We start from the raw sequence: 22290 nt of genomic DNA on the forward strand, positions 1-22290 counted from the left end.
TATTTTTAACGCAACAAATAAAAACTAGTATTACATTACAAATAAGATGAATCATTACCATTCCATTCGGTTAATAGCAGGCATTCTTTGTCTCTGTTGTTTTCCGACGATATTTCTGCATGCACAAATCAGTGAAGGAGGTCTTCCGCCGAGTTTTCAGTTTATGACCAATCTGAAAAGTACGGAACAGCCTGTACAGATCCCGGTAAACTTCAGTGTTGAAGACCTTAAAGTTGTCGATGCTTGGCGGGTAAGCCAAGGTGCTCCTTTAGCGATTGCCAAACGGATCGAAACAGATTTGAGTATATCCAACAGTGGAAATTGGAGGACTTTACCCGACGGACAAAAAGTATGGCAACTGCATCTCGAAGCAAAAGGAGCTATTGCATTGATCTTGTCTTACTCCGATTTTTACATTCCGGAAGGCGGCAAATTATTTATTTATAATGCAGATAAAAGCCAGGTACTGGGTGCTTATACAACCCGTACCCATCCCCAAAACGGACATTTTGCTACCGAACCGATTGCCGGTGATAAAATTACACTGGAATACATACCGGCCGCGTCGGGTGAGGAACCTTTATTACGGATCAGCGGCATAGGATATGGATACAACCATCTTTACGTAACAAAAGAAACGAAAAGCGCCCAAGAAGAATTATCAGGTCCCTGCATGGTGAACATCAACTGTGAAGAAGGAGATGACTGGCTATTACAGCAAAAAGGCGTGTGCCATACAATCCAGCTGATAAAAGGACAATACTTTATCTGTTCCGGATCGCTGGTTAATAATACGGCAAAAGATAAGAAGCCTTATATCCTGACCGCTTATCACTGTTCGCAGACAATGGACGGTTTGGGAGAGGCGACAGACGAAGAATTACAGGAATGGATGTTTTTTTTTCATATGGAACGCACTGGCTGCGACAACAGTTCGTCCGGGAATAGGTATGAACCAATAGTTGGTTGTACCCGTAAAGCAGCCATCCCTATTCAGAATGGTTCCGATGGTCTGTTGTTGTTACTGAACGAGAACATTCCCGATAATTATGATGTTTTCTTCAATGGCTGGGACCGGACAGGTACGCCATCGCCTTCAGGAGTCGGCATCCATCACCCTTCAGGAGATTATAAAAAGATTTCCACCTATGGAAAATATCCGGTTGAATCTGTCACCTGGAACAATACGGATACAGAGCAAACCGGAGCAAGGAATGCCCATTGGAACACCACCTTCGATGAAACGACCAACGGTCATGCGGTAACGGAAGGTGGATCTTCCGGCTCTCCGCTTTTCAACGACAAAGGTCTGATTATAGGAATATTAAGCGGAGGCACTTCTTCTTGTGAAAACCCCAACGGACTAAACCTGTACGGTAAATTTTCTTTTCACTGGAACAAATTCAGCGAAAACAGCAAAGAGCGTATGGATATCTGGCTGGATCCTCAGAATACAGGAACGACATATCTTGCCGGTATGTCGCAGGACGGTCAAACAGTAGAAGCCGGCTTAATGGCACCGACGGACCTGACAGCCCGGAAAACGACAGACGGAAATATCGAACTGGAATGGAAAGCACCCATATATCAACAAATTATCGGCTGGGGAGATCAAGGGAAAGGTTATCAGTTTGGATTTGAAGGCGATCCTTTTTATTATGGTCAGAGATGGGATACGAATGATTTGACACCAATTCACAAAAAGACGATCACTACCGTTTATTTCACTCCGGTCGAAAATGTGTCGTATGCCGTTTATATAGAACAGGGAAACCGGATATATGAAGAAGATCTGACAGATATTGAATACCAGAAAACGAATGCTATTACATTAAAAAAGCCTTTCACTATAGATGCCGGTCAGGATTTGATTGTAGCTATTCATGCCCAAAAATATAATAAAAAGATTTCTCCGGCTTTTGCCGACGAAGGGCCAGCCATCGACGGAAAAGGGAATATCTATGCAATGAGCGACAAAAAGTGGGCAACATTCCCGACCGAAGAGCTGGATGCCAACTCCTGTATTTCATTCGTCGTAACTTCGGAAGAAGGAGAACTGACAAATAGTGCTTCACTGTTAAGGGCAAAGAAACAAGCACTTAATCCGATGAAAAGCACTAAAATGACAATCATAAGATCAGAGGTAGCCTCTTCGTCGCCGGAAGGATTCCTGATTACCGATTTTACGGAACCGACAGGTTATCAAATCAACCGCGACCAATTGGAATTGGCCACCTTACCGGCTTCAAGCACACAGTATACCGATAAAAACATACCGGCTAACGCTCCTGTTTATCAGGTATATGCCCTTTACAACGACAAAAAGAGCCAACCGGTTACAATCGATACCGACACCAGCGTCGATAATGAACAGATACAGAGGGAAGAGGAAGTAAGTATTCAACCCAACCTGTTCAGCGATCAGGTGAATATCATTCATAATCAGCAAGTCAAATTGCTGGAAATCTATGCAAGCAACGGGAAACTGGTCAGAAAGATACAGCATCCGGGAAGTATAATTCATACAGGTTCTCTCCCTCAAGGCGTATATTTCTTCAGAATGACAACAGACCGGACAACAAAAACAATCCAAGGTATCAGGAAATAAACACGACTTCACCTAATTAAATACCGGAAAGATGTAGGTCACTTGCCATCGTCTTTCCGGTATTATTTTGACATATCAGCCTGTTATTTCCTAAAGATTATATTTCTTCATCTTATTATAGAGCGTCTGCCTACTGATATTCAATTGCTGGGCACAAAGCGTCAGATTTCCTTTTTTCTCTGCCAGTACTTCACTGATAAACTGTTTCTCCATCTCTTCCAAAGTAACCGGATGGGAAACAGTTACAAGAGGAGCATCCATATAAAAGTCATCACTATCGAGCACGGATGAATTTGAAAGAAGCACGGCACGCTCGATGGTCTGCTGCAAAAGACTGAGATCACCATTGAGCATCCTGTCCGACAATTTATGCAATGCATCGGGAGTAATTCCGGGAAAAGGTTTCCCATAAGCCGTTGCATATTTCCGGAGCAGGGAATTGACAAGCAATGTAACGACAGAATCTGTTTCTTCCGAAAGAAACTCCGATTCCTTTCGAGAGGAATTTTGTTTTCTCCCGGAACGGGATTCCCAAGCAGCGATAACAGTCGACAAGAGTTTATCATTATCCCAGGGTTTCACGATAAAATCCGCCGCTCCCTTTTTCAGGGAAGAGACAGCCAGTTCTATATCGCCAAAAGCAGTTATCAACACGACTTCCGGCGGATTCGGACGTTCACGGATACGGTCCAGCCAGAAAAGTCCCTCTCCCCCGCTCTGCTTGCCGGTTCCGAAATTCATATCCAACAGGACAACATCCACATTGTCTTCCCGAAGCAAAGCAGGCAGCAAAGTCGGCACCGAAGCACAGACCACCGTCTTAAATTCACGCGAAAGAATCATCCGCAAAGTTTTAAGCACCGCCTCATTATCGTCCACTACTATAATCTTTCCATTTCTCATAACAAAAGCAAAGATATACGGATTCTTTTTTCTCCCAACTCCCATTGTCTAATATTTAGACAATTTGACTGTATCCTTCAATTATTTTTACTTATTCTTTGTCCTTGCAAAAGAAAGAGGATAGATTTGAAATGCCATTCGAAAAAGAACGGTACGAAAAGCCTAATATCGAATTTATGAAAACTGTCGCTCTAAAACTTGTATTCCGCAGCTGGTGGAGAAACAAGACATTCTCAATAATCTCCATCGTCAGTCTGGCGATCGGCATTGCTTGCACAAACCTGCTGGCCGTATTCACTATTCATGAATATGGAATAGAGAAAGGAAATCCGAACAAAGAACGTATCTGGATACTCAGCCAGGACTGGCCGATGAAAACCGGACAAAAGACTATCTATGCAGGAGGCGATATCCCGGCAATGCTGAAAGAGAAATACAGCGAAGTCGAGGACTATCTCCGGATAAGCGGAAAAACCGTCAAATACATTTCTATCGATAATGTGAAACACGCACCGATTCGTCTCGTCTCCGCCGATCCGTCTTTATCAGAGTTTTTCCCCTATAAAGTACTCTCCGGAAACCTGAAAGAGGCCCTGACTCAACCCGACAAACTGGCCCTTACCGAACAAACTGCCCGAAAACTTTTCGGAAAAACCAATCCGATCGGCAATATAATACATTTCAGTCTTCCCGATGAAGAGATGAGCACCAAAGGCAGTACTAACAACGAACACGCTTACCAGGTTGCCGCCATCATAGCCGACCGGGAACAATCCTTTTTAAACCTGGAGGCAGTAACAGCCATCTCAGATCCCTTCTATGGCGGTACCAGCCTGTTACTGATGAACAAGCCAATCGACCGGAAAGCATTTGAAGCACAATTGAAAAAAGACAAAATCCCTACTTTACAGGGTGACCTGGGGAATTATTATCTGGATACTTTACAGGAAAGCTACTTCTACACGACCGAAGGACAGAAATCGAACTATCTGAATTTCCGTCAGCCGACATTGCTTTATGTAGGATTAATCTCCGCCATCCTGATTCTGCTAATAGCCTGTTTCAATTATATCAACCTCAACTTCTCACGTCTCCTTCAACAGGTACGGATGATTCATACACAGAAACTGATGGGAGCCAGCCGGAAAGAAATCAACCTGCAACTTTTTCTGGATACCTTCCTGACGGTAATCATTGCCTTCCTCTGCTCGTTGCTGATTACCCATGACCTGCTTCCCCTGTTCAACTCAATCGTAAACGGGCAATTACATTCCTCTTTCTTTTTCAACGGCCAATCATTGCCAGTCATCTGTTGCTTTATCCTGCTGTTATCCATAATTCCGGCAGCCTATATGGGACAAAAGATATCCAGGCTTTCCAACTCCGGTTACCGGGAGTTTTTCACCGGAAATAAAAAGAGGAAGATAGTCACCTCATTATCCATCGCTCAATATGTTATTTCTATCGGCCTGGTCATTGCCACACTGACGGTAAACGATCAACTTCATTTCATCCGTCAAGGAGGAGATAATTATAAAAACCTGATTGAAATAGGAGATTGGCAAGAAGACGGTTCTTATGTCCGTCCTTTTGCCCGGGAACTAAAAAAACACCCGGAGATAAAACACGTATCCCTTGCCGGAAGCTCTATCCTGGACAGTTGGATAATGCAAATCGTTTTGAAAAATGAAGACGGCAGCGAAAACTATACAGCACAAATCAACTATTTCGGCGAACCAGACTTCCTGGACGCCTTACAACTGAAGCTGTTAAAAGGCCTTCCTCCCGAACAGGCCGTCGAGAAATATGCCCGTCCGGTATATATCAATGAGAAATATGCAGAGATACTGGTCGGAAAAGAAGAAAACCCGATCGGTAAACCGATTAATGCGATCGATAAAGAGTTCGATGAAGGGAATACAGGTAATGATCCGTCAAATGCACCGGTCACGACAATTGCCGGTATCGTCGAGAACTTATACACACATACACTGGAAAACGAAGTTTATCCTTTTACCATCCAGATCAACAACAGTCCTCAAAATTCGTTCAATTACATTTATATACGCCTCGGCGATGACAGGGAGAAGAGTATCGCTGCCGTACGGGAAGCATGGAATAAGGTAAACCCGGGTAAATATTTCACGTATCAGGATGTTTACCAAAAGTTCCTGCAACGGAACGAGAAAACAACCGAACTCTCCCGGCTGCTGTTCATGTATTCATTGATCAGCCTCTTCCTGACTTGCTGCGGCCTGTTCGGAATGGCACTCTATGCAACCGAACAACGCACCAAGGAAATAGGTATCCGGAAAGTGAACGGAGCGACCAGCCCCCAAATCATGTTACTGCTCAACAGCCAGTTCATATCCTGGATAGGCATTTCCTTTATCATTGCCATCCCTATCACCTGGTTACTACTCAACCGTTGGCTGGAAAACTTTGTCTACCACACGGATATGAGTATCGGCATCTATCTGGCAAGCGGATTGTTTGTCCTGCTTATCACCCTGCTCACAGTCTGCTGGCACAGCTACAAAGCGGCTTCCGGCAATCCAGTCAACGTATTAAGAAGCGAATAAACCGATTACAATATGAAAGCAATCGCATTTAAACTCGTCCTGCGAAGTTGGTGGCGAAACAAGACGTTCTCCATCATATCAATCGTCAGCCTGGCAATCGGCATTGCCTGCACAAACCTGCTGGCAGTTTTCGTCATCCATGAATATAACCTGGAAGCGGATAATCCGAACCGGGATAATATCTACCTGATGGACCAGGACTCACCACTCCAACCCGGCGAACGGGTTTGTTTCATTGTCGGCGGCATTCCGGGCGAAATAAAAGAAAAATATCCGGAAGTAACCGATTATGTACGCATGAATAATACCGGAATGGATTATATAATGGTAAACAATACCCGTTTCGATCCGATCACGATAGTGGTAGCCGATGCCTCCTTCCCCCGTTTCTTTCCCTACAAAGTAGTGAACGGAGACCTGAACGAGGTGCTGACTCAACCGAATAAAATCGCTTTGACGGAAGAATGTGCCCGGAAATACTTCGGCAAAGAAAACCCGATCGGCCAAACGATCACCACCGGCACGAACAATACGATTACTCGTGTCCGGAAAGATGGTACAATAGAAAAGGAAGAAAACGAAACGACCTATCAAGTTGCCGCTATCGTCGAATCGCGCGACCAATCCTATATCTCATTCGATGCATTAACCGGAACCGGAGGAACGCTCAACGGAGGATTGTGCCTCTTAATGACCAATCGCCCTATCGACGCGGATAAATTCGCCGAACAGATCAATAAAGACGGCATGCAGACATTTCTCCCAGGAGGGAAATACCATTTATACACTTTACAGGAAAGCTATTTCCGGAAATATACACAGGAAGGTTTCCTGTTCCTCAACAGCCGCCAGAAGACCTTGCTCTATGTCGGACTGATCTCCGCCATCCTGATCCTGCTGATCGCCTGTTTCAACTATATCAACCTCAACTTCTCCCGTCTGCTGCAACAGGTACGGATGATTCATACACAAAAACTTATGGGTGCGACAAAAGCTGATATCAACCGCCAGCTTTTCCTCGATACATTCCTGACCGTTATCGCAGCATTCCTCATCTCCCTGCTGATCACAAACGACCTGATCCCGCTATTCAACTCGATTGTCTCAGGGAACATACAAACATCTTTCTTCTTCAATAAACAGGTATTGCCGATGATCGCCCTGTTTATATTCCTGTTATCCATCATCCCTTCCGTCTATATAAGCCGGAAAATAGGTAAACTGTCGGCCTCCGGTTACCGCGAGTTTTTCACCGGGAATAAGAAAAGAAGGATCGTAACCGCCCTCTCCATCGCCCAATATACCGTTTCCATCGGCCTGATCATCGCGACACTCACGGTAAACAGCCAACTTCGTTTTATACAAAAAGGAGGAGAAGGTTACCGCGACTTAATTGAGGTAGGTTCCTGGGGAGGAGATAATTCCTACATGCCGGCTTTTGTACGCGAAATAAAAAAAATACCCGGTGTGGAAAATGTGACACTCACGGGAAGCTGTTTATTAAATATGGGGTTATCTACTGCGGACATCAAGAATCCGGACGGAAGCGAAACCCATTATATGAGTGCACAATATATGGGTGGACGTGATTTTCTGAAAACATTAAAGATAAAGATTATGCAGGGAATCGAACCGGACCGTGCACTTGAACAGTTCAAGAATCCGACTTATATCACTCAAAAATATGCAGATCTCCTGGTTCCTCCGGGAGAAAACCCGGTTGGCCAACCGCTGAGTAAATACGATAAAAAGAATGCTGAATATGAGGCAGACGGCAACAAGCCTAAAATGATCGTTGCAGGTATTGTCGAAGACATTTTTGCTAATTCACTCGAAGAAGATGTCTTCCCCAGTATCATCTATATAGTTCAGGATGACGACAAAAGATATGCCTTTGCAGAGATCAAACTCGGCAAAGGCCGCCTGCAAACCATTGCCTCCATCAAGAAAGTATGGGAAAAGATGAATCCCGGTAAATATTTCACTTTTCAGGATGTTTATAAGGAGTTCATGCAACGCAACAGCAGGACAACCGAACTGGCGGAATTAATGATCATGTACTCGCTGATCAGTATTTTCCTGACTTGTTTCGGGCTGTTCGGAATGGCTTTGTATGCTACGGAACAACGCACCAAAGAAATAGGCATCCGGAAAGTAAACGGTTCCAGCACTTTAGGGATTATGTTTCTACTGAATAAACAGTTTGTCGGCTGGATCGGAATAGCCTTCGTTATTGCTGTTCCTGTCTCATGGCTTTTCCTCAACCAATGGCTGGAACACTTTGCCTATCATACGGAAATATCCGTTTTCCACTTTCTGCTCGGCGGATTCAGTGTACTTTTTATAACGCTGCTCACCGTCAGCTGGCATACTTACAAAGCAGCTTCGGGTAATCCTGTCAAAGTTTTAAGAAGTGAATAACAACTAAGCTCAAAGGCTACTTACTTTAAGGACAAAAGCTATAGCTTCTAATCTCGAAAGCTATAGCTTTTGCATCATACCACCCCGGTGACGTTTCATCATCACCTAGGTGGTATTCCGGTATCAACCCGGTGATATACCGGACAGGAATTATATGTTTTCAAATGTTAATCGTGACAAACTCGAGGTCAAAAGTAGGGACCTTTTTACCCCGGTTGTAAGCCGTTTTCACCGTAACACACTAATAATCAACTATGACAAACTTTTTGCTGCCCCCTATAAAACAAAGAAAATATTATTTGTCACCGACGGCCTATCCGTTCACCTTTTTATAGTCGGCCAGGAAGGTTGCCAATCCGCTATCGGTAAGCGGGTGTTTTAACAAACCTTTGATAGCAGCCAAGGGGCAGGTTGCCACATCGGCTCCCGCCTCGATACATTGGATAATATGCTGTGTGCTACGGATAGAAGCAGCAAGCACTTCCGTCTCATAACCATAATAAGTATACATTTCCACTATTTTGGCAACCAGTTCAATTCCGTCACTGGATATATCATCGAGACGTCCGACAAACGGAGAGACATAGGTAGCCCCGGCCTTTGCCGCCAAAAGAGCCTGACCACGGGAAAAGACCAGCGTACAGTTTGTACGGATACCTTTGTCCGTAAAATATTTAATGGCCTTAATCCCTGCTTCAATGCAAGGAACTTTTACTACGATATGCGGATTCAGGGCAGCCAGTTCCTCCCCTTCTTTGATCATTCCTTCATAATCGGTAGAGATCACCTCGGCACTCACATCGCCATCCACGATCTCGCAAATCTTTAAATAATGTGCCCGTTGGTTTTCCACTCCTTTAATTCCTTCTTTGGCCATCAATGACGGATTGGTCGTCACACCATCCAACACGCCCAAATCATTCGCTTCCCGGATCTGATCCAGGTTCGCTGTGTCTATAAAAAATTTCATCGCCTTATGTATTTATAAATGTTTCTATTTAAAGAACACATTTACTATCGTATAGTTTATTTTAGAGCGATGTATTTAGAATGTTGAAAAATATTAATAGAAAAACTGATAAGCAGACAAAGGGGAAATATGAAGTTTCAACTAACATATAAAGTTACTATTTATACTAATACACAGACATCTATCAAAGATTAAAAACGAATACTTTTAAGTACAAATCGCATTAGTTCTACAAGAACTAATGCAATGATTGAAACGTAATATGCAGATTTATAGATGTATAATCCTATTGAGCATTCTCTTTTTTTCAAATGAAAAGTGGAAGTTTATATGGTTGTTAACAAAAGAATATTGCATTATCGGATTATTCTTCAACATTTAACCTATTATTTCAGAAATAGACTATATTTGCATTCGTTGGTGTATAGTTCTTGTAGGACTCATATACATAACACGCAAAAGCAGACATTCGGAATGCAATGGAAACAGAGAGATTCAACAGAGATTCAAAGCGATAACGTAATGGGATGTAGCAGATACTTACAAATTGTTACACTCCTTACCAGATAACAAAAACTACTTATGCGAATAGCAGAAGGACCTATATTCGAAAAATTATTCCGGGAATATTATTCTCACCTATGCAATTATGCCAGCAAATATATTACTGACAGCCAGGTTAGAGAAGATATTGTACAGGTATTTTTCATTTCTGTCTGGGAGAAAGAACATCTGTCCGTAACCCGGGAAACTTTTCTCCCATATGCTTATCGTGCCATAAAAAACGGTTGTATTAACTACTACAAATCTGAAATTATTAAAGAAGACTTCTTTGCTTCCCTCACTGAAGAGTGGAAAGAACAGCTTAATGAAGAGGAAGATTTTATATACCGGAAAGAAGTGCAACAAGCTTTGCTGAAGCTTCCGGAGAAGTGTCGTAATGTATTCCTTCTGAAATACGTTACAGGATTGAAGTACAAAGAAATAGCCGAGGTATCCAATATTTCTGTGAACACTGTCAAATATCATCTGGGAGAAGCTTTCCGTATCATGCGTGAAGAACTGAAACATCTCACTTTTTTATTTTTTCTATTATTTTTCTAAAACAACCTACCCATTTTGTCCTCTTCGATTGTCAATATATAAAAAGAAGAAATATGAAGTTTGAAAAAATATATCAAATTATATTTTCTGTTCTATCTGATGAAGCAACAGATGAGGAGCGCCATATCTTGTCGGAATGGCTGGATGCATCTGAAGAAAACAAGTCGGAATATGAGCAACTCAAACGATTGCACCAAGTTTCATCGTTGCCTCGCAAAGAGAAAACAGTCGATATCGACCAGGCTTGGAACACTGTCAAAAGCCAGACAATAAACAAAAAGAAAATACGTAACTATACCCTATGGCTTCGATATGCAGCAATGATTGCTTTAGTTATTTCCATCGGTACATACCTCTTCTCTGACATATTTCGTTCACCGATCGTCAGCGAAGTCAATATAAATGAATTTGACGAACCGACTCTTTTATTGGACAATGGAGAAAAACTTGCTCTAAACCAGGAAGAATTTGCCCGGCACCAACAAGATGTAACTATCAAGAATGATGCCAAGAGTCTGTTGAGTTATGAGTCTAAGCAAGAAAGTAAAAAGACCAAAGTAAAAAATAATCATTTAGTTATTCCTAAAGGAAAGACCTATCAACTGTTATTATCGGATGGCACTCGTATCAGGCTGAACTCCGAAACAGAATTGATCTATCCCACCCGCTTTACTGGCAATAAGAGAGAAGTTACCCTCATTGGTGAAGCTTATTTCGAAGTGGCCAAAAACAAAGAGAAACCTTTTGTCGTAAAAGCTAACGGTATGGAAGTAAAAGTCTTGGGAACGACCTTCAATATTTGTAGTTATACGGAAGACCGGATAGCCAGCACTACACTAATCGAAGGCTCGGTCGCTGTACAGACAGAAGATGGAGAAGAACAAACAATCTCACCTTCAGAACAATTTACTTTCAACAGAAATAATAAAAAAACAACTATACGAACTGTCGATACCGAACTTTACACATCATGGATAAACGGAACATACGTATTCAAAAATACACCACTTGAAGAGATTATGACAAAACTGCAACGTTGGCATGACTTCTCTGTTGAATTCGAAGATAAAGCACTAAAACGTACCCGTTATTCTTTAATCGTCGACAAGGAAACGACATTGGAGCACTTACTTGAAATAATCAGTTATACATCAGATATCAAATTAGAGAGAACCGATAATAATACTATTCACATTAAAAAACAAAGGAGGGAAAATGAAATAAAATAATATCTAAACCATGAAAAAACAGAGACAGTATGGATCAGATACTATCTCTGTGACTACAGATCAAAAAACAAAATCATTTTAGTTTAACCTGCAAAATGCAAAGTTATGAAAATTAGACATCTAAAAAAGTATCCAACACTACAAAAAGTCTTAAAAAGAGATGCTTATCGCAAACTATTTTTATGCCTGTTTCTTGGTATGGCATTGAATGTTTCTGCAAACAGCTCCATTTTTGAGCAAAAGTTTACATTAAATCTATCATTTAAAAATGCAAAAATCGAACAAGTACTGGACGCAATCACAAAACAGTCCGGTATAAAGATCGCATACAACAACGATGAAATAGCCACAAACAAGAGTGTGTCCGTTAACATAAAGACTTCTGATATAGAAGATGCTCTCGAAGCTGTTCTAGGAAACGGATATACCTTTAAACAGATTGACGATTATATTGCTATTGCCCGGAAAGAAGGCAATGCTGAAAAAGCGACACCTTCAATAACACAGCAGAAAGATCTTCAGATAAAAGGTCTTATCACAGATGCTGACGGTAATCCGATCATCGGTGCTACTGTTGCAGTAAAAGGTACAACAACAGGAGTTATTACAGATATTGACGGACAATATGTTATCAATGCTCCGAAAGGATGTATCCTGGAATTCCGTTATATTGGTTACAACACGGAAGAAAAAGAGGTAAAAAACGACAATCCGATAAATATCCGTATGATGGAATCGAGTGTCGGATTGGAAGACGTGGTTGTAATCGGATACGGGCAACAGAAGAAAGAGAGTGTGGTTGCCTCCATCAACACCATCTCGGCTAAAGAATTGTCAATGCCGACACGAAGCTTGACCAACAATCTGGCCGGACAAATTTCCGGTATTCTAGCTGTACAACGTTCAGGACAACCAGGCAAAGACGACTCAGAGTTTTGGATTCGCGGTGTCAGTTCTTTTGCGGGAGGTACTTCTCCATTAGTTCTTGTTGACGGAGTGCCAAGAAGCATGAGTGATATCGGAGTAGACGAAATCGAATCGTTCACCGTATTGAAAGATGCTTCTGCAACTGCCGTATATGGAGCAGAAGGTGCAAATGGTGTTGTTTTAATTACCTCGAAACGTGGTACTGCACAGAAACCGACCTTAGATATCAGGGCCGAATTCAGTGTTGCCAAACCAACCCGCTTACCTAAAATGATGGGATCATATGACCACCTATCATTATATAATGAGGCTGTTTGGGAATCAAAAGGAAATCCCACCTCTTTTGTAGCCCCCTATTCGGATGACGTCCTGGAAATGTATCGTTCCGGAATCGACCCGGATTTGTATCCCAATGCTGATTTTACAAGTTTATTGAAGGACAATACACAGAATCAACGGGTTACTTTAAACCTGCGGGGAGGATCAGAACGCGTAAAATACTTCGTATCGGGAGCATTCTATAACGAAAATGGTATTTTCGATTCCCAGGCGATTGATAAATATGATGCCAATATTGGTTTAAGTCGCTATAATATTCGTTCTAATGTGGATATTAACGTAACAAAAACAACCGATTTATCTGTCGATATGAGTGGACAATACATGGACTCAAGTTATCCGGCAAAAGATGTAAATACTATATTTACTAATATTTATGCATATGCGCCTTATTTGTTTCCTCTTCGATTCTCCGATGGTAAATTTGCCGAACATCCGCAGTGGAACGGAAGTTCTACAGAAAACCCTTATAATATGTTAAATGAATCTGGTTATCAGAAAAACTGGGATGCTTTTATCCAGTCTAAAATAACCTTAAATCAAAAACTTGACTTTATTACGAAAGGATTAAGTTTAAAATTGACCGGAAGTTTTGACGCTAATTATGCATCTATCACTAAAAGAACAAAATCTCCGACTAGTTACACAATGAAATTAAATGAAAACGGAGAAAAAGAATATGTACAAATCAATGAGGGGCAACCCAATCTAAGCGATCATGCCAATGATGCAGCTTCCGGAAAAACAGGCAGGAAACAAATATACCTGGAAGCTTCATTAAATTATACCAGAACCTTCAATGAATTGCATGATGTGGCAGGAATGGTTCTTTATATGCAAAAAGACCGTCAGGATATGGGAAGCGGACTGCCATATAAAAAACAAAGTGTGGTAGCCAGAACATCCTATGGATTTGATAATCGCTATTTAGCAGAAGCTAGTTTCGGTCTAACCGGTAGTGAAAACTTTGCAAAAGGATACCGGTATGGTATTTTCCCTTCTGTCGGCTTGGCTTGGTACGTAAGCAACGAGGCCTTTATGAAAAATGCTGAAGATATTATTAACAAATTAAAAATCAGAGCATCTTATGGGTTGACTGGTAATGATAATGTAGGAGGATCTCGTTTCCCTTATCGAGGAGTCTTAGTTAATGGTGCGGAAGATGTATTTTTTGGTTTTAATGGAGGGTCAGGAGGTAAAGGCGTTAATTCACAGGGAAAAGGACTCATTGAAGGGATTTTTTCAGCTCCTTACTTGTCATGGGAAGTGGAAGAGAAAAAAAATATAGGTTTGGATTTAGGATTACTAAGGGGACGGATTGATATAAGTGTTGATTTTTTTAAGAACGATCGCCGAGATATCCTGATGCAAAGAAAAACGATCAGTTCTGTAACCGGATTCAGACAAAACCCCTGGCAAAATTATGGGAAAGTAAGCAATAAAGGGATAGATGGAAATATAGTGATTAAGCAAAAAGTACAGCAGGTAAATCTATCGTTCCGTGGTAACATCACATATGCAAAAAACAAAGTTATTGAATACGACGAAGTAAAACAAAGATATGATTATCAGGCATATACCGGACACAGTCTGGGGACTCCCAAGTTGTATATAGCTGAAGGCTTATATACGGATAATGATTTCATTATCACAGAGAATCCTTCGGACGGGAGTAAAAATTATACACTGAAAGAGGGGCTGGCTATCCCAAGCGGTGCTGTTATGCCCGGAGATATAAAATACACGGATTTGAATAATGATAAGAAAATAGACAGTTATGATCAGACATACAACCATGGCTTTTATGCCCAAAATCCCGAATGGGTTTATGGCTTTGGTTTGAATGCCGAATATAAAGGTTTTTATGCCGGCATATTTTTCCAGGGAGTAGCCAATGCATCCATTAATCTGAACGGAGGTAGGTTTGTTCCTTTTAGCGGAGGCTTAACAGGTTCGACACGCGTGGAATCCGTCGACCATTGGAGCAGTCGTAACCCTGAAAACCACAATGTACTTTATCCTAGATTACACCCAGAACAATTTTCCCATAATACAATGGGAAGTACCTGGTGGTATCGTAACGGTAACTTTATTCGTTTAAAGAATCTTGAATTCGGTTATCAATTCAATCCTAAAACCTTGCAGAAAGCATTGATAAAAAATGCAAGATTATATGTGCAAGGTAACAATATTGCCGTATGGGATCATATAAAGATGTGGGATCCGGAATTAGGTTCAGCCGGTGGTGGGAGTAAATATCCAATCTCTATGACATGGACTGTTGGTCTTGAATTAGGTTTCTAATCTTATTAATTATTACAAATATGAAAAAAATAATATTATCAGCTTTTTTAAGCACCTGTCTGTTATTTCCAGCCTGCTCTGACTTTCTGAATGTATCCGATGAGTTGGCCAGTAATCTGACGATAGAAGAGACTTTTGAAAATGTAAAATACACGCGTCGTTGGCATGCGGAAATATTTACTTGTATTTCAGAATATTCACAACTATTCTGGGATATGAACGGACTGGAAAATCCGTGGCCTCATTTGTGTGGCGAGACAACCACCTGCCACGATAAAGCTCAAATGGAAATGGAAAACGGTTTCAATGCCAGCAATGCGAATTTTCATAGATTCACTCTTTTGTATCGATCAATACGACAGGCCTATATTTTTTTAGAAAAAGCAAAACCGATTGGAAATGCTACAGACAACCAGGCGTTGACAGAGCAAGATATTAAACGGATGAAAGCAGAAGCTAAATTTTTTATCGCTTATTCTTATTTCTCTTTATTTGAACTGTACGGACCGGTTCCTCTTATCTCAGAAATTGTGGACGAGTCAAATACTTCATTCGATTATCCGAGATCATCTGTAGATGAAATGACTACTTTTATAGACAACCTTTATCAGGAAGTTCTGAATGAAAATGCTCTGCCTCTTACATTGCGTAGTGTAAATCAAGCAACCGGAGAAACCGTTGAAAACATGAACGAAATGGTACGCCCGACTAAAGCTGTCGTACTGGCCATGCGAGCTAAACTATGGGTATATGCAGCAAGCAAGCTTTTCAATGGTGGTTATAAAGAAGCTTTGGAGTTAACGAATCCGGATGGAAAGAAATTATTCCCTGCAGAAGATAAAGGTAAATGGGAAACAGCGAAGAAACATTTGGAAACTTTTCTGACATTTGCAAAAACAGAAGGATACGAACTGTTCACTGCAACAAATAAAGATGGAAATATCAATCCTAGTCAATCCGTTTACAAAGTATTTCAGGATTACAATAATGAGATTATTTGGGCAACTGGAAGAACTTCTTTGAACGAAGGGAACAACGGACAACATCTGGATCGTCGTTGCAGACCCCGGGATATATTTGACGGATTTTCAGGATTGGGTGTTTCTCAGCAAATGGTGGATGCATTCTTTACTAAAAACGGATTGGACATCAAGGAAGATCCAGAGTATAATGAAACTGGATTTACCGATATCGAAAATCCATGTGCCTACGTGAAACCACAGATTGACAAAGGAGTATTTAATATGTATGTAAACCGTGAACCACGTTTTTATCATGCTGTTACCTATCATGGTAAAAGTTGGCACATTCAGCCTAAAGCGGGTTGGAGTTTCGACTCATCTAAGGGGGGCAATAACGATAATTTTAATGCATCTCGTAGACATTATTCCGGCTATCTTCTATATAAAAGAAATAATCAGGAGTTAATGAACACAGGATCTTATTTAAAAAATTATGCACGCCCATCTATTATACTTCGTCTGGCCGATTTTTATCTGTACTATGCCGAGGTTTGTAATGAGGTGAATCCATCCGATAAGAATGTGATTGTCTATCTTGATAAAGTTCGTGAACGTGCCGGAATTGCCGGATATCAGGATCTACACAATAAAGGAATCAAGAAGAATGTGATCGGTAATTATGAAGCACAAGCCTATGCAATCCGTCGTGAACGTCAGGTAGAATTATTTACCGAAGGACAACGCTATTTCGATGTTCGTCGTTGGATGATCTGCGATCCAGGAGAAGAAGCTGACCAGTCAGTTTACTGGGGAATGAATGTGGATGGCCTCAAAACTATTCCTCCCGGACAACCTGGTTCTTTCTTCAATCGGGTAATTGTCAGAAAATACCAGTGGGTAAGAGCTATGTATCTGTATCCAATACCTCACAATGAGGTTGAGATTTCACCTAGCCTTGTTCAGAATCCATTGTGGTAATTTAATTCCATTATATAATCATGTGCCAAAAGTAAGACAAACAGATTGTCCCTTTTGGCACTTTTTATAAAGTGCTACGACATTTTCGATAACTTCTTTCTCAAATAACGGATTTTGCAAAACAAATAACTCTTATTGTAAAATTCAAATGCTACATAAAGCCTATATTTACATCAGAAAATTCGTTAATTCCTAATCCAAATACATGATGAACAAATTAATCTTATTTTTCTTTCTGCTAATATCCGGCTCTTTGTTTGCGAAAACACAATCTTCGCATATAATCAGCTACGACGAAAAAATGACCTGGTGGCGAAATGCGAAATTCGGATTATTCGTACATTGGGGACCTTACGCTTTATACGGAGGAGTGTATAATGGTTTCAAACAGCACAGAGGAGATCCCGCCTGGATTATGAACCGGTGTAAAATACCTTTCAGAGAATATCGTGCCAAAGCACATACATTTAATCCTGTCAAATTCAATGCAGATGCTTTGGTTAATATGGCTAAAGAGGCCGGCATGAAATATGTTGTTTTTACCACCAAGCACCATGACGGTTTTGCTATGTTCAAAAGCAATGCCAGCAACTTTAATATTATCGACTATACGCATTTTAATCGGGATATCGGAGTTGGGGACAAAAATGGAAATCTGCGGATGAAATCATTCATAACATGATAACCATTGCCGCCAGAGGGGGTAATTTCTTACTGAATGTTGGTCCGGATGCATTAGGAAATATACCGGAAGAAGCGCAAGCCTGCCTGAAATCTGTCGGAGAATGGATGAAAGTAAATGGAGAGATTATTTACAATTCACAACGAAGTATGCTCACACCCGAATGGGGAGAATGTATTCGTAAGGACTCTAAAAATAGTTCAACTTTATATCTATGTGTGTTCGACTGGCCTGAAAGCGGGGAACTGAAATTAAACTGCAATTATGGTATAAAGAAAGTGACATTTATGTCGGATCAATCAATCCTAAAATATAAAACAAAGGATAATATCATGACAATAGATATATCAGATAAATCTCCCGATAAAACAGTCACTATCATTAAAGTCGATTTGAAAAAGAAATTACCAGCTATCAAGTTAATTCAAAACTCGCAGAAGACGTTCAAAATCGAAGATGTATAAAACAACTAATCATTTAGGCAGAGTAATTCCATCGTAACAATGTAAATAATAACATACGATACAATGAAAAAAGAAATTTTATTTTTAGCATTAATCCTAAGTTCTTTCTGCCAGGCAAAAGAACTTAACAAGATTTATTCACTTTGGTATGATCGTCCTGCCTACAACCGGGGAGGTGATTATAGTAAGGAAATATCCAGAGGTTATCCGTATGATGAAGATTGGGAACATTGGTCACTCCCTATTGGGAATGGCTATATGGGAGCCAACTTATTCGGACGGACAGATGTGGAACGTATCCAGTTATCCGAAAAAACAATGGCCAATAAAGGTGCCTACGGTCAGGGAGGGTTTACTAACTTTGCGGAAATCTATCTGGATATACATCATAACTATGCAAAGAATTACAAACGTGAACTACGTTTAAACGATGCGGTTTCGACAGTTAGCTATCAACACGAAGATATCCTTTATTCAAGAGAGTATTTTGCAAATTATCCTAGTAATGTCATTGCTGTAAAACTCAAAGCCAACCGTCCGGGAAGTATTTCTTTCAAAGTTCGTCCCGTGCTCCCCTACCTACATCCTTATAATAAAGAAAAAACAGGCCGGACCGGAGTCGTTAAAGTAGAGAAAGATCTGATAACAATGCAAGGAGAAGTACAATACTTCAACCTGGCTTACGAATGTCAGATCAAAGTAATCAATCATGGAGGCGAACTGAAAAATACAGAAGACGGATGTATAAGTATCCAGCATGCAGACAGTACGATTCTTTTAATTACAGCCGGCACATCCTATCAGTTACGGGAAAGTGTCTTTCTGTTGCCTCCCGAAGAAAAATGCAAAGGGAATGAACATCCTCACAACAACATTTCTGCACGAATCGCCGAAGCGATTAGAAAAGGATATGAAGAGCTGTTGAAAGAACATACTGCCGATTATCAAAATTTATTTAGTAGAGTTGATTTATGCTTAGATAAAAATGTCCCGTCAATTCCTACTGATCAATTATTAAAAAGCTACCAGAAAGGTAAATCAAGCTCGTATCTGGAAGAATTGTTCTTCCAATACGGACGTTACCTCCTGATCGCCTCTTCAAGAGCCGGTTCCCTGCCTCCAAACTTACAGGGAGGATGGAACCAGTATGAATATGCTCCCTGGTCAGGTGGTTATTGGCATAATATTAATGTACAGATGAATTACTGGCCTGTTTTCAATACGAACCTCGCGGAACTATTTATTCCTTATGTAGAATACAACGAAACCTACCGGAAAGCAGCAATGCGTAATGCAACCAACTATATCAAAAAAAATAATCCCGAAGCATTAAATCCCCAAGAAGGTGAAAATGGTTGGACAATAGGAACCGGTGCTACCGCTTATGGCATCGGAGCCCCAGGTGGTCATTCCGGTCCGGGAACAGGAGGTTTTACAACAAAATTATATTGGGACTATTACGATTTCACACGCGATCGGCAGATACTAGAAAATCATACATATCCGGCACTTTTAGGAATGGCAAAATTTTTATCCAAAACATTAAAACCAGATGCTAACGGTCTTTTACTGGCTGATCCATCCTCTTCCCCCGAACAAAGACATAACGGCGCACACTATCAAACCAAGGCTTGTACCTTTGACCAGGGAATGATCTGGGAAAATTTCAGAGACTTACTGGAAGCATCCAAAATACTAAAAAGAAAAGATTCTTTCACTAAAATCATTGAAAAACAAATCACTCTATTAGATCCTGTTCATATAGGAGAATCCGGACAACTCAAAGAGTATCGGGAGGAAAACAAATATAGTGATATCGGTGACCCTATTCACCGCCATATTTCCCACCTTTGCCTTTTATATCCGGGCACCTTAATCAACGGAACAACCCCGGAATGGTTAAACGCAGCCCGGGTTGCCTTGGACAAAAGAGGAGACAGACCCGGAATATGGAAAGGATGGCCTATGGCTCACCGATTAAACACCTGGGCAAGACTCAAAGATGGGAATAGAGCTTATACGCTTTATAATTTAATACTTACCGAAGGTGTCATGGAAAATTTATGGAGTTTATGCCCTCCATTTCAAATCGATGCCAACTTCGGTGGAACAGCCGGAGTTGCTGAAATGTTACTTCAGAGCCATGAAGGGTATATAGAACCTTTAGCAGCATTACCGGATGCATGGAAAGACGGTTCCTATAATGGATTGGTTGCCAGAGGTAACTTCGAAGTATCCGCTACATGGAAAGAGGGAAAAGCTTCAGAATTCAATATTCTCTCACGCAAAGGTGAGATTTGCCGAATAAAATATACAGGTATCGGACAAGCCAAGATTATTGATTCCAATGGCAAATCCGTTAAATATCATAATACTGGAGATAACATTATCGAATTTAAAACAAAACAAGGAGAGACTTTTTGCATTCAATTATAGAAGCACTTTGAATAGTAAGTACCTGTTATACTTTTTCTAATTTCATTATTTACTCTGTCGAAGCAAAAGTGATAGTTTGCTTCGGCAGAGTTTGTTTAGCCAAATCTAGTCTATTACTTCTTCACCGCAATCTTACTCAGCAACCTAATCTCCTTCAAATCCGAATAATCATACTGGTAAATACCGTCTTCGGCAATCATCATCAATACATTATTATAAGGGATCACATCATAACCCTCCATACCGGAATAATGGGCCAGGCGGTTTGCCATCAGAGTCTGCGGGTCATTGGCATTATAGATCTTCAAACCATCGTCACAAAGGAAAAGCGTACCGTTATCGATTCCCAATCCTTTCGGTTTAGTCATCGTATAAGCGACAATCGGCTGGGGACGTTTCACGTCACTGACATCCAATATGATCAGTTCATTAAAATTCTGTCCGCAGTTATTACCTGCATGAACTGTTACATAAGCAATATCATCTTCCACAACGACCGGATCACAACCATACACATGCGACATAAACGACTGATATTCCGGCTTAACAGGATCGGCCACCGAATAAATCAACATACCGGTCGGAGTTCCCATAAACATACAATCCTTATAGCTGAAAATAGTTTCCACATTTCCTCCGATATACATATTATCTGCCGCTTTCTCCGGTTTGGCTCCCCCCAGATTAAAAATACTCATCTGATTATTCAGGACAACATACAGATAGTCCTGATAAAGACCAAAGCGGGACATGGAGCCATTCACCCCTGTAGAACCACCACTGCTATTGCTTGAAGCCATATCATAATAGATTTCTTCATTCTTGTAATATTCATGTGTTATTGTCTTCTCCTTTTTAGTCCAGCCGACAACAACACCTTTCGTTTTTGCCTCTTCCGAAAAACACATCTGATAATCGATCTCACCTTCTTCCACCGGCGGTAAAGTTTCAAACACATTTTCCAAACGGTCTTTCAAAACGGGAAGAGCCGGATTGGCAATATCGAACCAAATCAGGTCCACATAGGAATCGGCATACAACATATTATTACGAATGGCTATATCCGCATTCCCGATCAACTCAATAAAACCTGTGGCACGGGGAGAAGAAGGATTCCGGTTGTCAATGATATGAATACCTCTTCCCGGTTCCGATACATACAGATACCCCTCATAAAAACAAATCTTACCTTGCTGAGTAATTTCTTCGGGTTGTGTTTTTACTTTCACTGACGAACGGAAAACATCGGCAGGCATAAATACAGGTTCATTCATGGTCAACGTAATCGTCTCCCTCACTTTCATATCATCGTTGCATCCGCAAAGCAAACAGATCAACGACACACAAAACAGACTCATTAGTTTTTTCATCTTCAATACAT

The 22290-nt window shown here is 40.9% G+C and carries 13 protein-coding genes; 10 read left to right on the forward strand and 3 right to left on the reverse strand.

All coding sequences use genetic code 11. From position 1 onward, the window contains the following. The first annotated feature begins 46 nt into the window (after positions 1-46). Entirely contained in the window at positions 47-2608 is a 2562-nt protein-coding gene (locus NBH14_RS04560; protein WP_250817165.1) for a trypsin-like serine protease, read from the forward strand. 90 nt (positions 2609-2698) lie between these two features. On the opposite strand, the gene NBH14_RS04565 is transcribed toward NBH14_RS04560, so the two are convergent. Then, entirely contained in the window at positions 2699-3511 is an 813-nt protein-coding gene (locus NBH14_RS04565) for a sigma-54-dependent transcriptional regulator (RefSeq protein WP_297597612.1), read from the reverse strand. A gap of 176 nt (positions 3512-3687) precedes the next feature. On the opposite strand from NBH14_RS04565, the gene NBH14_RS04570 reads away from it, so the two are divergent. Next, a complete protein-coding gene (locus NBH14_RS04570; protein WP_250817169.1) occupies positions 3688-6093 on the forward strand; it encodes an ABC transporter permease in 2406 nt (801 codons plus the stop codon). A gap of 12 nt (positions 6094-6105) precedes the next feature. Next, positions 6106-8514, forward strand: a complete 2409-nt coding sequence (locus tag NBH14_RS04575; protein WP_128133824.1) for an ABC transporter permease — start codon at positions 6106-6108, stop codon at positions 8512-8514. Between the two features lie 313 nt (positions 8515-8827). Here NBH14_RS04575 and fsa read toward each other — a convergent pair whose 3' ends face one another. After that, positions 8828-9484, reverse strand: a complete 657-nt coding sequence (fsa, locus tag NBH14_RS04580) for a fructose-6-phosphate aldolase (protein WP_046145530.1) — start codon at positions 9482-9484, stop codon at positions 8828-8830. A gap of 582 nt (positions 9485-10066) precedes the next feature. On the opposite strand from fsa, the gene NBH14_RS04585 reads away from it, so the two are divergent. From NBH14_RS04585 to NBH14_RS04615, 7 genes are all read left to right on the forward strand, one after another. Then, complete coding sequence (locus NBH14_RS04585) at positions 10067-10588, forward strand: RNA polymerase sigma-70 factor (protein WP_250817171.1); 522 nt, start codon at positions 10067-10069, stop codon at positions 10586-10588. 53 nt (positions 10589-10641) lie between these two features. After that, a complete protein-coding gene (locus NBH14_RS04590; RefSeq protein ID WP_250817173.1) occupies positions 10642-11817 on the forward strand; it encodes a FecR family protein in 1176 nt (391 codons plus the stop codon). A gap of 105 nt (positions 11818-11922) precedes the next feature. After that, positions 11923-15387 (forward strand): TonB-dependent receptor, encoded by a 3465-nt coding sequence (locus tag NBH14_RS04595; protein ID WP_250817175.1) that lies wholly within the window; start codon positions 11923-11925, stop codon positions 15385-15387. 20 nt (positions 15388-15407) lie between these two features. Next, positions 15408-17327, forward strand: a complete 1920-nt coding sequence (locus tag NBH14_RS04600) for a RagB/SusD family nutrient uptake outer membrane protein (protein ID WP_250817177.1) — start codon at positions 15408-15410, stop codon at positions 17325-17327. A gap of 205 nt (positions 17328-17532) precedes the next feature. After that, positions 17533-18009: an alpha-L-fucosidase gene (locus NBH14_RS04605; RefSeq protein ID WP_250817179.1), complete on the forward strand. Its 477-nt coding sequence runs from the start codon at positions 17533-17535 to the stop codon at positions 18007-18009. Further along, on the forward strand, positions 18006-18473 hold the full coding sequence (locus NBH14_RS04610) for an alpha-L-fucosidase (protein ID WP_250817181.1): 468 nt from the start codon (positions 18006-18008) through the stop codon (positions 18471-18473). Before NBH14_RS04605 ends, NBH14_RS04610 begins: the two co-directional genes overlap by 4 nt. Positions 18474-18536: 63 nt before the next feature. Beyond that, positions 18537-20909: a glycosyl hydrolase family 95 catalytic domain-containing protein gene (locus tag NBH14_RS04615; RefSeq protein WP_250817183.1), complete on the forward strand. Its 2373-nt coding sequence runs from the start codon at positions 18537-18539 to the stop codon at positions 20907-20909. A 113-nt stretch (positions 20910-21022) separates the two neighbouring features. On the opposite strand, the gene NBH14_RS04620 is transcribed toward NBH14_RS04615, so the two are convergent. Then, positions 21023-22279 (reverse strand): LVIVD repeat-containing protein, encoded by a 1257-nt coding sequence (locus NBH14_RS04620; protein WP_186960302.1) that lies wholly within the window; start codon positions 22277-22279, stop codon positions 21023-21025. Between the last annotated feature and the right edge of the window lie 11 nt (positions 22280-22290).

Source organism: Parabacteroides caecihominis, assembly GCF_023656785.1.
In the GTDB taxonomy this organism is placed as follows: domain Bacteria; phylum Bacteroidota; class Bacteroidia; order Bacteroidales; family Tannerellaceae; genus Parabacteroides; species Parabacteroides segnis.

Bases quoted from the DNA above. Each gene is read 5' to 3' on its own strand.
- NBH14_RS04560 (WP_250817165.1), top strand. From the start codon at position 47: ATGAATCATTACCATTCCATTCGGTTAATAGCAGGCATTCTTTGTCTC.
- NBH14_RS04565 (WP_297597612.1), bottom strand. From the start codon at position 3,511: ATGAGAAATGGAAAGATTATAGTAGTGGACGATAATGAGGCGGTGCTT.
- NBH14_RS04570 (WP_250817169.1), top strand. From the start codon at position 3,688: ATGAAAACTGTCGCTCTAAAACTTGTATTCCGCAGCTGGTGGAGAAAC.
- NBH14_RS04575 (WP_128133824.1), top strand. From the start codon at position 6,106: ATGAAAGCAATCGCATTTAAACTCGTCCTGCGAAGTTGGTGGCGAAAC.
- fsa (WP_046145530.1), bottom strand. From the start codon at position 9,484: ATGAAATTTTTTATAGACACAGCGAACCTGGATCAGATCCGGGAAGCG.
- NBH14_RS04585 (WP_250817171.1), top strand. From the start codon at position 10,067: ATGCGAATAGCAGAAGGACCTATATTCGAAAAATTATTCCGGGAATAT.
- NBH14_RS04590 (WP_250817173.1), top strand. From the start codon at position 10,642: ATGAAGTTTGAAAAAATATATCAAATTATATTTTCTGTTCTATCTGAT.
- NBH14_RS04595 (WP_250817175.1), top strand. From the start codon at position 11,923: ATGAAAATTAGACATCTAAAAAAGTATCCAACACTACAAAAAGTCTTA.
- NBH14_RS04600 (WP_250817177.1), top strand. From the start codon at position 15,408: ATGAAAAAAATAATATTATCAGCTTTTTTAAGCACCTGTCTGTTATTT.
- NBH14_RS04605 (WP_250817179.1), top strand. From the start codon at position 17,533: ATGATGAACAAATTAATCTTATTTTTCTTTCTGCTAATATCCGGCTCT.
- NBH14_RS04610 (WP_250817181.1), top strand. From the start codon at position 18,006: ATGATAACCATTGCCGCCAGAGGGGGTAATTTCTTACTGAATGTTGGT.
- NBH14_RS04615 (WP_250817183.1), top strand. From the start codon at position 18,537: ATGAAAAAAGAAATTTTATTTTTAGCATTAATCCTAAGTTCTTTCTGC.
- NBH14_RS04620 (WP_186960302.1), bottom strand. From the start codon at position 22,279: ATGAAAAAACTAATGAGTCTGTTTTGTGTGTCGTTGATCTGTTTGCTT.